The sequence below is a fragment of the Sphingopyxis sp. LC81 genome, from assembly GCF_000756375.1.
Taxonomy (GTDB): Bacteria; Pseudomonadota; Alphaproteobacteria; order Sphingomonadales; family Sphingomonadaceae; genus Sphingopyxis.
The window spans coordinates 69,445-85,327 of sequence record NZ_JNFD01000032.1 but is presented as its reverse complement, the minus strand read 5'-3'; the positions used below and the strand labels follow the sequence as shown (position 1 = coordinate 85,327).

Here is a 15,883-nt window from a genome sequence, read left to right as displayed (position 1 = left end):
CTCGCTTCTTCGCGGATCGCGCCGACGCGACTGGGAGAACGCGGCTGATTACCAAGTTTCGGGGAGCGCAGCGTCGCTGCGCTCCCCTTTTCCTGATCGGATTGGCGCTCGGCACCACCTTCGCCCCGCCCGCCTTCGCGGCGCCCGCAGCGCAGGGTGCGGCGATTCCACTCGTCGGCGCGATCCGCGAAGAAGCGAGCGGCGACGTCAAGCGCTTCTACGCCGCGCGCGGCTACAAGCCGCTCTGGGTGCGCGCAGGCAAGGTCGGTCCCGAAGCGGCGATCTTGCTCGGCTATCTGTCGACCGCGGCGCGCGACGACCTCAAACCCTCATCCTATGACCTCGAAAAGCTCGAAGCGCTGATTGCGCGCACCGGCGGCGGCGACCCGCAAGCGCTCGCGCGTGCCGAGGTGGCGCTTTCGACATCCTTCGCGCGCTACGTCCGCGACATGCGCAGCCCGGGCAAGGCCAGGATGGAATATGCCGACAAGTCGCTTCGCCCGAAAAAGGCCGACGCCGACGCGGTGCTGCGCGCCGCCGCCTTCCCCAAGGATTTCGGCGCCTATATGAAAAACATGGGCTGGATGAGCGAACATTATGTCCGCCTCCGCTTGGCTATGGGCCGCGCGCTGGCAGACGGCGCGCCCAGGGACGCGATGGCGCGCCTCCGCCTCAACCTCGACCGCACGCGTATCCTCCCCGGCCCATATGTTCATCACATCGTCGTCGACGCCTCATCGGGCCAGCTCTGGTATTATGGATCGGGCAAGCGCGCGGGGTCGATGAAGGTCGTCGTCGGCGCGCCCGAAACGCAAACGCCGATGCTCGCGGGCAAGCTACAATGGGCGATCCTCAACCCCTATTGGAACGTCCCCGACTATCTCGCGCAGAAAAGCATCGCGCCGAAGGTGCTCGCCGGCCGCAGCCTCGCGTCGCTGCGCATGGAGGCGCTCTCCGACTGGGGCCCCAACCCGCGCAAGCTCGACGCGGCCGAAATCGATTGGCCCGCGGTCGCCGCCGGCGATCAGATCCTGCGCCTGCGCGAACTTCCCGGCGGCGCCAATTCGATGGGCCGCGTCAAATTCCTCTTCCCCAACGACGAGGGCATCTACCTCCACGACACCCCCGAACGCGCGCTGCTCAAAAAGCCCGACCGCCATTTTTCGAACGGCTGCATCCGCCTCGAAAATGCCGCCGCGCTCGGCCAGTGGCTGCTCCACCGCTCGATCAACACCAAATCGAAGACCCCCGAACAGGCGGTCGCGCTCCCCGTCGAGGTCCCCGTCTACCTCACCTATATCACCGCGGTCGCGACTGACCGCGGCCTCGCCTTCCGCGACGACGTCTACGGCCGCGACGGCTGACCAATCCCTCCCCCTTGATGGGGGAGGCAGCGAAACTTGCCAGCTTGCTGGCTAGTTGCAGCGGAGCGGGTGCGGTCGCGATGTTGCGCAAGATCGCACCCTCACCCCCATCCAACTCCGCCTGGCCGCCGAAGCGGCAAGGCTGCATATCCTTCCCCCATCAAGGGGGAAGGCAAGCGGGCACGATTGTATGCAACCCCGACAGTTGACCCGCTCCGGCGAAACGTACAGACCTGCCCTCTCACTGAAAAAAGGGGCGAATCTTCATGCGCAAACTGGCTATCCTCGGTGCGAGCCTGCTCGTACTCTCCTCGCAGCCGGCCTTTGCACAAGAAGAACCGGCGCCCGCCGCATCGCCCGCGCCCGCCGCAGAAACGCCTGCTCCCATGTCGGCCGCCGCCGCCGGCAGCGCGCGCAAGGGCCCCGAACGCCGCCTCACCGGCGCCGACCTCTTCGACCTCTCGATCGCCTCCGACCCGCAGATCAGCCCCGACGGGCGCCACATCGCCTATGTCCGTCGTTCGAACGACATCATGTCCGACCGTGCGGTCAGCTCGATCTGGCTGATCGACACCGCGACGGGCGAGGAAACCCCTGTCGCGGGCCGTAGCGGCGGCGCCTTTTCGCCGCGCTGGTCGCCCGACGGCAAGCGCCTCGCCTTCGCCTCGACCGAGGGCGGCAGCGCGCAGCTCTGGGTGCGCTGGATGAACGGCGGCGAGGCGGTGCGCCTCACCGGCCTGCCGACCAGCCCGTCGAGCCTCGCCTGGTCGCCCGACGGCCGCTCGATCGCCTACACGATGCTCGTCAAGGACGACGGCCCGAGCTTCGGCGCGGCACCGAAAAACAAGCCCGAGGGCGCGAAATGGGCCGAGCCGCTCGAGATCCACGACCTTCTCGCCTATCGCGCCGACGGCGAAGGCTATCTCGAACCCGGCTTCGAAAAGATTTTCGTCGTCCCCGCGACCGGCGGCTCGCCGCGCCAGCTGACCTTCGGCCCCTATCACGACGGCGGTCCCTTGAGCTGGTCACGCGATGGCCGCACCCTCTATTTCAGCGCGAACCGCAAGCCCGACTGGGAGAAGGACCCGGTCGAGAGCGAAGTCCACGCGCTCGACGTGACGAGCGGCACGGTCACCGCGCTCACCGACCGCAACGGCCCCGACACCAATCCGCTCGTCTCGCCCGACGGCGGCAAGATCGCCTACCTCGGCTTCGACGACAAATTGCGCGCTTACGAAAACACTCAGCTCTACGTCATGAACCGCGACGGGTCGGGCAAGCGCAGCCTGACGGGCAATTGGGACTATGGCATCGACGCGATCCAGTGGGGCGCCGACGGCAAGTCCGTCTATGCGCAGTACGACGATCATGGCGAAACCAAGGTCGCGCGCATCGGCCTCGATGGCGCGGTGCGCACCGCCGCGACCGGCCTTTCGGGCGGCGGGCTCGACCGGCCCTATACGGGCGGCAGCTTCAGCGTGTCGGACGGCGGCGCGATCGCCTTCACCGGTGGCACCGGAACGCGCCCGGCCGAGGTGCAGCTCAATCGCGGCGGAACGGCGCGCATCCTCACCGACCTCAACCGGAGCTTGCGCGAAGTGAAGTCGCTCGGCGAGGTCCGCAAGATCACCGTGGCATCGAGCCACGACGGCAAGACGATCGAGGGCTGGCTGACCCTCCCGCCCGGCTACCGCGACGGCCAGCGCGTGCCGCTGATCCTCGAAATCCACGGCGGGCCCTTCGCGGCCTATGGCGGCCATTTCTCGACCGACAACCAGCTCTACGCCGCCAGCGGCTATGCGGTGCTCTCGGCGAACCCGCGCGGTTCGACCAGCTATGGCGCGGCCTTCGCGAACGAGATCGACAAGCAATATCCGGGCAACGACTATTTCGATCTCATCTCCATCGTCGATCGCGCGATCGAACTCGGCGTCGCCGACCCCGACGCGCTCTTCGTCACCGGCGGCTCGGGCGGCGGCGTGCTCACCAGCTGGATCGTCGGCAAGACCAATCGCTTCAAGGCCGCGGTCACGCAAAAGCCGGTGATCAACTGGACGACGCAGGCGCTCACCGCCGACGGCCCCGGCTTTTTCGGCCCCTATTGGCTCGGCGCCGAACCGTGGGAAAAGCCCGAACTCTTCTGGTCCCGCTCCCCGCTCTCGCTGGTCGGCAATGTCGAAACCCCGACGCTCGTCGTCGTCGGGGCAGAGGATTACCGCACCCCGGTCAGCGAATCCGAACAATATTACACCGCGCTCCGCCTCCGCGGCGTGCCCAGCGCGCTGATCAAGGTCCCCGGCGCCAGCCACGGCAGCATCGCCGCGCGCCCGTCGCAATCGGCCGCCAAGGCATCGGCAATCCTCGCCTGGTTCGAAAAATACAAGAAGGGCTGGACGCGACCGGCAGGCAATGCGGCGGCGAAATAGGCAGGCACCTACGTCGCGTCGTGGAAAATCACGCCCAACGTGTACCGCCGCCCCGACCGGATTTCGCTGACCCCGTGGCGCATCGCGACGCGATAGTCGCCGCGCGCGCCGCGCACAGGCCGGACGTTCACCGCGAACACCGCCGCATCGCCCTTTGTGAGCGGCACGACAGCGGCGCGCGACTGCATCCGCGGTCTTTGCTCGGTCAAGACGAACTCGCCGCCGCTGAAGTCGTCGGCGGGCACTGACAGCAGCACCGCGGCCTGCAACGGAAAGACATGCTCGCCGTACAAATCCTGGTGCAGGCAATTATAATCTCCCGCGCCATATTGCAGCAGCAACGGCGTCGGGCGCCGCTGTCCCGCATCATGGCACCGCGCCAGAAATTCAGCGTGGTCGGCGGGAAAGCGCACTGCCATCCCCATCCGCTCGTGCCAGCGGTTGGCGATCGGCGCGAGCGACGGATACAGCCCACTCCGCAGCGCCGCGACCAGCGGCGGCAACGGATAGGCGAAATAGCGATATTCGCCGCGCCCGAACCCGTGCCGCGCCATATGGACATGGCTGCGGAACCCCGCTTCCCTTGCATAGAGCGCCGCAACCTCATTGCACCCGGCATCGCTCAGCAACCCAGGCAGCACCGCCCACCCATCGCGGTCGAGCGCTGCCGCGATCGCGCCCCAGTCCAGCGTTTCGATACGCGCAACGATGTGTGTTTCCATGGTGTCCGTCATGCACCGGGCCATGCCACCGCGCGCGCCAACCTGCGCCCCGTTTCTTGCTTTCAAACTGAAAGCCCCATGCCGGGCCACCGTCCGGCGCATCCGGGGCACAGCGGGCCTGATCGGGGCTTCCGCGCCCGCGCTTCTTCTCGCTAGTCGATCTTGCAGGGGCGAGTGAGGACAGGAGCAAGGATGATGAGCGCCCTTTCAACCCGGCACGAGCCCGATCCGACGGGCCCGCTCGCGACAGCGGACGACTATGCGCTGGGGCTCCAGTTCTGCCGCGTCGGCTTTCTGTCGCTAACGCGGCTACAACTCGCGCTCGAACGCGGCGACCGGTCGCGCGCGATGGAGGCGATCGACGACCTGCACGCACTCGATACCGAGGTCGAACGCCTCGTCGGCGCGCTCCCCGTCTCGTCCGACGATCCGCGACAGGGGCAGGTCGCCCGCATTCTCAAGCAGGGAAAGATGGCGGTCGCTTTCGAGAAGCTCGCGCTCGCCAGCGGGATCAGCGGGCCGGATCTGTCGTCGCGGCCCGGCTTTCCGAACCGCATCGGCGATGTGTGGCCCGAAGCCGCGCCTGCCGCCGCTGCCGCCGGCCCCCCCGCCGAGCCACGAACGGCGCGCCTCCTGCGGCTCTATGGCCTCCGCGCCGCGGTGCTGCTCGCGATCGCAGCCGCGACGCTCGCCGCCTTGCTGATCGCACTCTAAGCCACCGCAATCGCCGCCGCACCGGTTCACAAAGCGCATGACCATGCTAGGGTTCGACCTCCTCCCCCAAAGCGGAATCGATTCATCATGTCCCTGCGCCACGCCGCCGCCCTGTTCCTCCCCCTGCTCGCCATTCCCGCCGCGGCGCAAAACGCCCCCGCCATCGACGCCGCCAACCTCACCCAGACCGTCCGCACGCTCGCGTCCGACCAGTTTCAGGGCCGCGCGCCCGGCACGATCGGCGAGGAACGCACGATCGGTTACCTGATCGGCCGGCTGCAGGCACTCGGCCTCGAACCCGCTGGCACCGACGGCGGCTGGACCCAGCCCGTGCCCTTGCTCCACACGCGGCTCGGCACCCCGACGACGCTCGGCTTCGACCGCAAGGGCACCGCGATGCCGCTGACTTTCGGCACCGACATCTATGTCTCGACGCTCCAGCCGAAGGACCGCGCCGTCATCGAAAACGCCCCGCTCGTCTTCGTCGGTTACGGCGTCACCGCGCCCGAACGCGGCTGGGACGACTTCAAGGGACAGGACCTCAAGGGCAAGGTCGCTGTCTTCCTGATCAACGACCCCGATTTCGTCGCGGCGAAGGGCGAGGACAGCTTCGGCAAGTTCGGCGGCCGGACGATGACCTATTATGGCCGCTGGACCTACAAGTTCGAGGAAGCCGCACGCCGCGGCGCGATTGGCGCGCTGATCGTCCACGACACCGACGGCGTCGGCTACGGCTGGAACGTCGTCAAAGCACCGGGTGGTGAAAATTACGGCCTCGTCATGCCGCCCGAAAAGGTGACGAGCCTCGCGCTCCAGGGATGGATCTCGGGCGAAACCGCGACGGCCCTGTTCACCAACGCCGGACAGGATCTGGCAAAGCTGCGCACCGCAGCACGCCGCAAGGATTTCAAACCCATCGACCTCGACACCAGCTTCAACGCCGCGATCCCGGTGACGCAGGAAGTCGTGCAGAGCCAGAATGTCCTCGCGAAAATCCCCGGCGCCAAGCGCCCCGACGAGGTGATCATGTACGGCGCGCACTGGGATGCCTATGGCGAGGGGCCGCCCGACGAAAAGGGCCGCATCTACCGCGCCGGTGCCAACGACGACGCGCTTGGCGTCGCGGGGCTGTTCGAGATCGCACGGCTGTTCAAGGCGGCGCCCGCCCCCGACCGCACGATCGCCTTCGCCTTCTGGACCGCCGAGGAACGCGGGCTGCTCGGCTCCGAAGCCTATGCCCAAAACCCGATCTTCCCCGCCGAAAAGACCGTCGCCAACTTCGGCCTCGACATCCTCCAGACCGCCGGAAAGGCTAAGGACGTCGTCCTCGTCGGCAAGGGACAGGGCACGCTCGAAGACGATCTCGCGCGCGTCGCCAAAGCGCAGGGCCGCACCGTCAGCGTCGAAAGCCTGCCCGAACGCGGCCTCTTCTACCGCGCCGATCATTTCAGCCTCGCCAAGCGCGGCGTTCCCGTCCTCCTGATGATGGGCATCGCGGGCGCCTCCGATCTCGTCGAGGGCGGCAAGCCCGCGGGGCAGGCGTGGGTCGATGTCTATACCGGCAAATGCTATCATCAGGCCTGCGACGCGTGGGACGAAAGCTGGAACCTCGACGGCGCGGTGCAGGATATCGCGGTCTTCTACACGATCGGCGACGAACTCGCCCGCTCGGCCAAATGGCCCGGCTGGAAGGACGGCAGCGAATTCAAGGCGATCCGCGACAAGAGCGCCGCGTCGCGGAAATAGGCGGGCTGCGACGACTGGTTTCGACCCATTCCTACCCTCTTTTCTTTGTCATTCCCGCGAACGCGGGAACCCAGGGACGGACCAGCCGACGGACGCTCTGGGTCCCCGCTTTCGCGGGGATGACGAAAATGGGGCAGCTCCTCAGATAACAGCCGACACGAAACAGGCAGGCAGCGACCCCAAACCGCTGAAATAATATTGCGCCCGGCCCGGCGCTGCGCAACAAGCCCCTCATTCGAATAGGAGAATGTGATGCGCTTTGCCGTTGCCCTGATGCTGCTCCCCGTCCTGCCCCTCGCGCCGATGACCGCGCCCGCCTTCGCACAAGCGGCGCCGCAAGCCGGCGCGCAGGATCAGGCCTTGCTCGACTTCCTCGATCAAGCGTTCGAAGAGCGGCTAGGCCTCAGCCCCGAATCGCAAACCCAGCTCGGCCTCAAGACCAATTACGGCAAGCTCGACGATTACACCGATGCCGCATCGGTGCGCGAGCAGGAGCTGGCCGAGCGCCAGCTCAAGGACATGCACGCGCGCTTCAAGCCCGACCAGCTCGGCGAGAGCGCGCGCGTCAGCTACCGCTTGTTCGAATATGAAGTCGAACGCGGCCGCGAATCGCTCCGCTTCCGCAAGCTGCGCTTCCCCGTCTCGACGAACGGCAGCCCCGCCGGCGCTATCCCGGTGCTGCTGATCAACAATCACAAGGTCGACAACGTGCAGGACGCCGAGGCCTATATCGCCCGCCTGCGCGACACCGACCGCGTGATGCGCGAAGTCGCGGCGACGATGCGCGAACAGGCAGCCGCAGGAATCGTGCCCAACAAGGTCAATTTCGCCCCCGCGCGCGCCGACGCGCTCAAGGTGATCACGGGCGCGCCCTTTGGCAGCGGCGCCGATTCGACGCTGATGGCCGACTTCCGCAAAAAGGTCGATGCGCTGGATGCCCCTGCAGCGACCAAGGCGAAGCTGATCGCCGACGCGAGCGCCGCGCTGACCGGGCCGTTCAAGCAAGGCTACGCCACGCTGATCGCCGCGATCGACGAAATCGACCCCAAATCGAAGGGCAATTTCGGCGCATGGAACCTCCCCGACGGCGCGGCCTATTATGCCGACCGGCTGAAGAGTTCGACCACCACCAGCCTCACCGCCGACCAGATCCACGACCTTGGTCTCGCCCAGGTCGCGGCGATCCGGCAGGAGATGGAGGCGATCAAGCGCGAGGTCGGCTTCAAGGGAACGCTCGAGCAATTCTTCGACCACATCCGCACCGATCCGAAGCTCAAATATCCGAACACCGAAGCCGGCCGCGAAACCTATCTCGCCGACGCGCGCGCGGTGATCGCGTCGGTGATGACCGCCGCGCCGCGCTACTTCCGCGTGCTGCCCAAGGCGGCGCTCGAAGTGCGCGCGGTCGAAAAATGGCGCGAGGGGACGGCGTCGACAGCCTTCTACAACCCGCCCTCGGCCGACGGCTCCCGCCCCGGCATCTATTACGTCAACCTCGTCGACATGAACCAGACGCAGAAGGTGCAAGTCGCCGGCATCGCCGCGCACGAAGGCGCGCCGGGACACCATTTCCAGATCGCGCGCCAGCAGGAACTCACCGGGATCCCCAAGTTCCGCAAGTTCGGTGGCTACGGCGCCTATATGGAGGGCTGGGGTCTCTATTCGGAGCGGCTCGCGAACGAGATGGGCGTCTACAAGACCCCCTATGACCGCTTCGGCATGCTGTCGCTGCAGGTGTGGCGCGCGATCCGCCTCGTCCTCGACACCGGCATCCATTCGAAGCGCTGGACGCGCGAACAGGCGATCGCTTACTTCAAGACGAACAGCTCGGTGTCTGACACCGACATCGCGCGCGAGGTCGACCGCTATTTCAACTGGCCGGGTCAGGCGACGAGCTACATGGTCGGCCAGCTCAAGATCGCCGAGCTGCGCAAGCGCGCTGAAAGCGAACTCGGCCCGCGCTTCGACATTCGCGATTTCCACGAAGCGGTGCTGAGCGAAGGCGCGCTACCGCTCGACATCCTCGAAGAGCAGGTGACGCGCTATATCGCGGCGAAGAAGAAGTGATGCAGCGACGCTGACGTCGGTTTTGGGGTGGGGAGCGAAGGCTGCCCGTTCCTTACGTCGTCATCCCCGCGAAAGCGGGAACCCAGAGCGTCCGTCGGCTGGCCCATCCCTGGGTTCCCGCTTTCGCGGGAATGACGAAGGGATTAGTTCGGCATCAATCGGTCGATACCCGCCTTGCCCCGCTCCTCGCGCGCGATTAATCCATACGCATGACCGCCGAGAAAATCTTCATCAGCGCGAACGACCTGCTCGCCGACTCCTTCCGGCTCGGCATGCAGGTGCTCGACAACGGCTTCAAACCGACGCACCTCGTCGGCATCTGGCGCGGCGGCGCGCCGGTCGGCATCGCGGTGCAGGAATTGCTCGACTATCACGGCCAGCATTGCGACCATATCGCGATCCGCACCTCGTCCTACCACGGCATCGACAAGCAGGACGCGCACGTCAAAGTCTTCGCGCTGGGCTATCTGATCGACACGCTGAACCCCGAGGACCGGCTGCTGATCATCGACGATGTCTTCGACAGCGGGCGCAGCATTCGCGCCTTCATTGCCGAACTGAAGGCACGCTGCCGCCACAATATGCCCCGCGACATCCGCATCGCGACCGTCTGGTTCAAACCCGGCCGCAACGTCACCGACCTCCGCCCCGATTTCTTCGTCCACGAAACCGACCAGTGGCTGATCTTCCCGCACGAGGTCGACGGGCTGACGATCGAGGAAATCCGCCAGCACAAGCCCGAAGCGGCGATCATCCTGCGCGAGGAGGACAAGCCCGATGCCTGATGGTTTTGTATCCGCCGAAGAACGCGCCGCCTTCATCGCGGGCCTGCCCAAGGCCGAGCTCCACCTCCATATCGAAGGCTCGCTCGAACCCGAGCTGATGTTCGAGCTGGCGCAGCGCAACCATGTCGCGATCCCCTTCGCCAGCGTCGAGGAAGTGCGCGCCGCCTACGCCTTCTCGAATCTCCAGGATTTCCTCGACATCTATTATCAGGGGATGGGCGTCCTCCACAGCGAGCAGGACTTCTACGACCTCACCGCCGCCTACCTGGCGCGCGCCCACGCCGACACCGTCCGCCACGTCGAAATCTTCTTCGACCCGCAGGGGCATACGACACGCGGTATCGCGTTCGAAACCGTCATCGCGGGCATCACCCGCGCGCTCGACGACGCAAAGGCGCGCATCGGCATGACGTCGAAGCTCATTCTGTGCTTCCTCCGCCACCTCAGCGAAGCCGACGCCGAAAAGACACTCGACGAGGCGCTGCCTTACCTCGATCGCATCGACGGCGTCGGCCTCGATTCCTCCGAGGTCGGCCACCCGCCTGCCAAGTTCCAACGCGTCTTCGCCCGCGCCCGCGGCCTCGGCCTCAAGATCGTCGCTCACGCGGGCGAGGAGGGTCCGCCCGCCTATGTCCACGAGGCGCTCGACCTCTTGAAAGTCGACCGCATCGACCATGGCAACCGCAGCCTCGAGGACTCCGCGCTCGTCGCGCGCCTCGCGGCCGAGGGCATGACGCTCACCGTCTGCCCGCTCTCGAACCTCAAGCTCTGCGTCGTGGACGACATCGCCGACCATCCGCTCAAGGTCATGCTGAGCGCCGGTCTCCGCGCGACGGTGAACAGCGACGATCCCAGCTATTTCGGCGGCTATGTGAACGCCAATTATCAGGCCGTCGCCGACGCCCTCAATCTCTCAAAGGACGACCTCATCACGCTCGCGCGTAACAGCTTCACCGGCTCATTCCTCGGCGACGCCGACAAGGCGCGCCACCTCGCGGCAATCGACGCCTACGCCTGATCGGCCTTACGCCGCGATCAGCACGCCATGATAGGCACGGTCCTCGAACGCGCGCCCGGCTCCCATTGCGACACAGATCAGCGCATCGTCGGCGACCGTCACCGGCAGTCCCGTCGCGCGCGCAATCGCCTCGTCCATCCGACGCAGCAGCGCGCCGCCGCCGGTGAGCGTGATGCCTTCGTCGATGATATCAGCCGACAGCTCGGGCGGCGTCTGTTCCAGCGCCGCGCGCACCGCGCTGACGATCTGCCCGACCGGCTCGGTCAGCGCCTCAGCGATCTCGGCTTCGGTCACCCGCACTTCGGCGGGGCGGCCGGTCACCAGGTCGCGGCCCTTGACGCCCATGATCATGCCATCGCCGACGGGCGGGGTCGCACAGCCGATCGTCAGTTTCACGCGCTCGGCGGTCATTTCGCCGACCATCAGATTGTGCCGGCGGCGGATCGACGACGAAATCATCTCGTCCATCTTGTCGCCGCCGACGCGCACCGACGTGCTGTACGCGACGCCGCTCAGCGACAGGACCGCGACTTCAGTCGTGCCGCCGCCGATATCAACGACCATGGCCCCTCTTGGTTCGGTGACATGCAGACCGGCGCCGATCGCGGCGGCAAGCGATTCCTCGATCAGCTGCACCGACACCGCGCCCGCGTTCGTCGCGGCATCGCGGATCGCGCGGCGCTCGACCATGGTCGATCCCGATGGCACGCAGATCACGACGTTGCTGCGCTGCATGAAGCGGCTCGCGCCGCCCTGCGCCTTGTCCATGAAATGCTTCAGCATCTGTTCGGCGACGTCGATGTCGGCGATCACGCCGTCTCTCAAAGGCCTGATCGCCTGGATATTGTCGGGGGTCTTGCCCATCATCGGCTTGGCTTCATTGCCGACAACCTTGACGCGCCGGATGCCGTCGCGCGTCTCCAGCGCAACGACCGACGGCTCGTTCAGTACGATACCTTTGTCGCGCACGTACACCACCGTGTTCACAGTACCCAGGTCAATGGCCATGTCGTGCGCGGCCGACGCAAACCGATTAAAAAACTTCATAAGACGGGGCAAATGCCTTCGGGAATGGGTGGAAGAATCAGGCGCGGCCGGCCCTTCGGCGCCCGCAACGTCTGTCCCATATCGACTGCGGCGAAGGCGCACCCGCGTCAACGAAAGCCGCGATCAATCCTGCCAGAACGGTGGTTTCTCAGGCCCGATTGAACGATCGGTTCAAAATTCGGGACCACCCGAGCCCGGAACGATGAATTTCAGGCCCTGCAGCCGGACGATGCTGTTGCCCACACAGACCGGCGCCGCGATCAGCCGCATCCATCGCCGCGGCGCCTGTGCCGGCCTGATTTCGACATCGAGCGTGAAGCCCCGCCGGTGCAGAATCGCATAGGCGCGGAGCTTCTCCATCGCCGCCCGCGACTCCTCGGCATAAAACGCAACCGCCTCGTCGCGCGTGACGGCAGCCCGCCGCGGAATGCCGAAAATATCATAAACCTCGTCCGACCAGCTCAGCCGGTTGTTGTCGGCAAGGTCGCATTCCCATTGACCGATCCGCGCGCGCACCGGCAACAGCCGCGCCGCGACATCGACGACGTCGGGAATCGGATCGAGCGTATCGCCGTGATGAAGCTGCCCAAGTTCGAAAAAGCGATCACGCTCGTAAAGCGGCCAGCTGTGATGAACAGGCAAGGGGTGGGTCGGCTTCAACACGCGGGTCTTCCATTGGGCCACCAAAGGATAGGTACGCGTCGCTTAACAACTGGTGACCCCGATGGACAGTCCTTCGGTGCGTTATCGCCCGCGTGCCAGCGCGATCCCCGCCAGATTCTGCGTCCGCTTGATATGGCGTATGTTCGGCGCCGGACCGTCACCGATGAGCGCGCGGAAAGTGGCTTGATGCGCCGCGGCGTCGCCGCGCGCGCGCACCACATCATTCGCTTGTTCCACCACCGCCACCGCATCGCCGAGCAGGACAAAATTGGTCAACCCCAGATCCTGCGCCAGCCGCAGCGCCGCGATCAGCGCCAGCCACTCGGCATCCATGCTGCTGCCGATCCCCGCGTCGCGCACGACCATCGCGGCGCCTCCGGTCACGACGGCGGTTTCCATCTTCCCCGGATTGGGCCGACACCCGCCGTCGAAATAGATTTTGATGCGGCGCGCCACCATCGAACTCCCTTAGCCGGTCAGAACTTTCCGCGCACCGAAAAGGAGAAGATCGGACCAATCAGCCGGTCGCGTTCCTCGATAAAGCTGACCGGGCTTTCGCCGCGAACCCCGGTATAAGCCGTCCGGTCGCGCTTCGACCGCGCATTGGCGATGTTGCGGATCGACGCCCGGACGGTCAGCCCCAGCACATCCTTGTGCTCGACGAAAACCGATGCCCAAACCGGCCCTTCCCAAACCTTGTCGACCTGCGTGCGACGATAATTGGGCTGAGAATGCGTATATTCGGCGTCGCCGCCCCACGCCCAGTCGCTGCCGGCTATGTCGTGGCGCAGGCCCAGGCTGATCACCGTGTCGGTAAAGCCATTCCATTGCCTTTTCTCGCCGGTGAAGGGATCGCGCAGCGAACTTTTCTGCAGCAACATCCGGGGTTCGAGCTTCATCCCCTTGATCCCTGCAGGATCGAGGTTGATCGTCGCCGTCCAGTCGATCGCGCCCGCTTTCGCCTTCGCGATATTGCCGACCGCCTCGCCATTGGTCCCGATCGGGATCACGTCGACGCGATCTTCGACGTCGCGATAGATCAAGATGATCTTGGTCGAACCCCACGCCCCGAACTTCTTGTTGATCTCGGCCTCATAGGTCCAGTCCTGCTGCGGCCGCAGGTCGTTGTTGCTCTCATTCTGGTTGCCGTCGTTCAGGAAAGCACGTGCGAGGAAATCATAGAAACTCAGCTGCAGTACGCGTCGCCGCAGCTTCACCGAAATGTCGAAATCGGGCGACGGGGTCCACGCCAGCGAGATCGAGCCCTTGGGACGAAAGAAGCTGCGCGTCAGGCCGTGCATGCCCGTCTGCGTGATCGTCGAATGCTCGGCGCCCGCGATGATCTGGAAATTGAGCTTGTCGGTCAGCTTGCGCCCGAAGCTCAGCAACGCTTCGTAGCGATCCTCGCTGACCCCGCCGGTGCCGCCTGCGAAGGGCTGGTCGACCCACACCCCCGCGGGATCGAGCACCGCGATCGACGCGACATTGTCGAGCGTATTAAACGCCGCTTCGCCCGACAGCTGCCAGTCGCCGCCGAACATCTTCCACTGATATTCGCCGCGCCCGATCGTCTCGCCGATGTCGCCGGTCTGCATGAAGCGATCGCCGGTTGCGGTGCCTCCCGCGGGGGTCGTGACGATTTCCTGGCGGTACGGCTCGTGGCTAAACCGGCGGAGCCCGATCAGCTTCAGCTTCCCCGGCCCCAGCCCGAACTGGTAATCGCCGCTGACCTCGTAATTCCAGCTGTCTTCATTCTCGTACACCGTGCGAATACGGTCCGGCAGACCCTGCCCGATACGCACACCATCCTCGTAATAGCGATCATATATGCGCTGATAGTGGCCGCCGAGGTTGGCGACGGTATCGCCGGCGGGATCCCAGGTGATGCGCCCCGACAGCTTCGGCGTGTCGTAATGGGTATTCCAGATGTCCCTGCGCCGTTCGATGGTGTTCCCCGCGCCGTCATAGATCAAAGTCGGCCCGCCTGCAGCGCTGCGCGCCGAATCATCGTTGTTCAGCGCGACCTCATACTCGACCGCGCCGGTGCGGCCGCGCACCGACACGTCGGCGCGGGTGAACAGCGGGTCAGCATAATGGGCGCGGAATTCGGGCTTCCACGAAAACTGCCCCGAAAAAGCGTCGGCGCGATAGACAATATTGGCGACCTGCCCCGACAGGCCGGGGATATCGAGCGTCGCGCCGTCGACGATCTCGATCCGCTCGACATTGCCCGCGGGGATGCGCGACAACTGCGTATACATGTCGTCGGCCTTGTTCGACGGCCGCTCGCCGTTGAACAGCACATTGCCCGTCGCCTGTCCCAGCCCGCGCAGATTCTCATTGTCGCGGATCTGGAAACTGGGAACCTGGATCAGCATGTCATAGGCATTCTTCGGCGCGTAGCGCGCGAAGTCGGCGGGCGCATAAACCTGCCGCGCCGAGCTCGTGGCGGTCGGGGCGATCGCGGCCGGCGCGGGCGGCGGCGTATCGCCGGTCGGCGCCGCCGTCTCCTGCGCCAGCGCAGGCGTAGAGAGCACGGCCGCAACAGCAATCAGGCTGGTCCATCGCTTCACTTGGAAATCCCCCCCGCCGCGCGGTTCATCGCCTGCGCATATTCACCCGTGACGCCCATCGCCTTCATGCTGACAACCTCGTCGGCGCTCAGTTTCCGATATCCCGCTGCGGCGAGCCCGCGCACATAGGCGCCGTCGACGCCCAGCGCCTTGCACGCGATCGCATCTTCGATTTCGGTCAGCACCAGCGCCTCGGACTTCAAATCGCGGATAAATTCGGGCCGCACCTCGAGCGCCGCCGCCGCGATCAGATCGTCGGCATCTTTCGGCCGCACGCCCTCGCGCGTCAGCCCGTCGGCGAGCTCGATCGTCGCATCGACCATCAGCATCGCAAGCAAGGTCGACCGCCGGCCGGGCGCCAGTCCGCGTTCGCCGAGCGCACGCTCGAACGCGGGGTCGGAGGTGAAGCGGCATTCGCCCTTCCCCTCGAACGCGCGGGTCAGCGTGCCGGTGCATGCCAGCGTCCCCGCGTCGTGCGTCACGGTAAAGCGGACCGGTCCCGGCGTTTTCCGGCCCAGCGCGGCCTCGGCGGCGGCGAAATGGGGTCGCGAGCCGTCGAAACTCTGGTCGCTGCTCGACTTCCTGTGCTGGATGCGCACGCGCGGCGCGCCCTTCTTTCCGCCCGCGGGCTCGGCGACCCAGCTGACGTCGCTCAGGACGAGCGGATCGGCGGCGGCGGTCGGCGCCGAACAGGCGAGGATCGACAGCAAAGCGGCGCCGCCGGCAAATAACAGGGCTTTCATTTGGTGCACTCCTCC

Annotated in this window: 13 protein-coding genes; 7 read left to right on the top strand and 6 right to left on the bottom strand. The window is 65.9% G+C overall.

Annotated elements, in window-relative coordinates; all coding sequences use genetic code 11:
• Together FG91_RS15845 and FG91_RS15840 are read left to right on the top strand one after the other, a co-directional pair.
• Positions 1 to 1,364 (top strand): L,D-transpeptidase family protein (locus FG91_RS15845; RefSeq protein ID WP_327195846.1); only part of this gene is annotated, 1,364 nt, incomplete at its 5' end.
• Between the two features lie 266 nt (positions 1,365 to 1,630).
• Positions 1,631 to 3,790 (top strand): S9 family peptidase, encoded by a 2,160-nt coding sequence (locus tag FG91_RS15840; RefSeq protein ID WP_037516705.1) that lies wholly within the window; start codon positions 1,631 to 1,633, stop codon positions 3,788 to 3,790.
• An 8-nt stretch (positions 3,791 to 3,798) separates the two neighbouring features.
• On the opposite strand, the gene FG91_RS15835 is transcribed toward FG91_RS15840, so the two are convergent.
• Positions 3,799 to 4,512, bottom strand: a complete 714-nt coding sequence (locus tag FG91_RS15835) for a 2OG-Fe(II) oxygenase (RefSeq protein ID WP_037516702.1) — start codon at positions 4,510 to 4,512, stop codon at positions 3,799 to 3,801.
• 195 nt (positions 4,513 to 4,707) lie between these two features.
• Between FG91_RS15835 and FG91_RS21100 the strand changes: the two genes are divergently transcribed.
• From FG91_RS21100 to FG91_RS15810, 5 genes are all read left to right on the top strand, one after another.
• Complete coding sequence (locus tag FG91_RS21100) at positions 4,708 to 5,226, top strand: hypothetical protein (RefSeq protein ID WP_152568140.1); 519 nt, start codon at positions 4,708 to 4,710, stop codon at positions 5,224 to 5,226.
• Between the two features lie 87 nt (positions 5,227 to 5,313).
• On the top strand, positions 5,314 to 6,972 hold the full coding sequence (locus FG91_RS15825) for a M28 family metallopeptidase (protein ID WP_037516699.1): 1,659 nt from the start codon (positions 5,314 to 5,316) through the stop codon (positions 6,970 to 6,972).
• Between the two features lie 252 nt (positions 6,973 to 7,224).
• Complete coding sequence (locus FG91_RS15820; RefSeq protein ID WP_037516696.1) at positions 7,225 to 9,039, top strand: DUF885 domain-containing protein; 1,815 nt, start codon at positions 7,225 to 7,227, stop codon at positions 9,037 to 9,039.
• A gap of 209 nt (positions 9,040 to 9,248) precedes the next feature.
• Positions 9,249 to 9,824 carry a phosphoribosyltransferase gene (locus FG91_RS15815; RefSeq protein WP_037516693.1) on the top strand — a complete coding sequence of 192 codons (576 nt, stop codon included), beginning with the start codon at positions 9,249 to 9,251 and terminating at the stop codon, positions 9,822 to 9,824.
• Complete coding sequence (locus FG91_RS15810) at positions 9,817 to 10,842, top strand: adenosine deaminase (RefSeq protein ID WP_037516690.1); 1,026 nt, start codon at positions 9,817 to 9,819, stop codon at positions 10,840 to 10,842. Before FG91_RS15815 ends, FG91_RS15810 begins: the two co-directional genes overlap by 8 nt.
• Before the next feature lie 6 nt (positions 10,843 to 10,848).
• On the opposite strand, the gene FG91_RS15805 is transcribed toward FG91_RS15810, so the two are convergent.
• From FG91_RS15805 to FG91_RS15785, 5 genes are all read right to left on the bottom strand, one after another.
• Positions 10,849 to 11,889, bottom strand: coding sequence for a rod shape-determining protein (locus FG91_RS15805; protein ID WP_037516687.1), 1,041 nt, complete (start codon positions 11,887 to 11,889; stop codon positions 10,849 to 10,851).
• A 171-nt stretch (positions 11,890 to 12,060) separates the two neighbouring features.
• The gene (locus FG91_RS15800; RefSeq protein WP_327195845.1) at positions 12,061 to 12,552 is read right to left on the bottom strand and encodes a hypothetical protein; all 492 of its coding nucleotides are present in this window, start codon (positions 12,550 to 12,552) and stop codon (positions 12,061 to 12,063) included.
• Positions 12,553 to 12,633: 81 nt separating this feature from the next.
• Positions 12,634 to 13,011: a reverse transcriptase-like protein gene (locus FG91_RS15795; protein WP_037516681.1), complete on the bottom strand. Its 378-nt coding sequence runs from the start codon at positions 13,009 to 13,011 to the stop codon at positions 12,634 to 12,636.
• A 17-nt stretch (positions 13,012 to 13,028) separates the two neighbouring features.
• Positions 13,029 to 15,125 (bottom strand): TonB-dependent receptor plug domain-containing protein, encoded by a 2,097-nt coding sequence (locus tag FG91_RS15790; protein WP_037516678.1) that lies wholly within the window; start codon positions 15,123 to 15,125, stop codon positions 13,029 to 13,031.
• Entirely contained in the window at positions 15,122 to 15,868 is a 747-nt protein-coding gene (locus FG91_RS15785; protein ID WP_152568138.1) for a hypothetical protein, read from the bottom strand. Before FG91_RS15785 ends, FG91_RS15790 begins: the two co-directional genes overlap by 4 nt.
• Between the last annotated feature and the right edge of the window lie 15 nt (positions 15,869 to 15,883).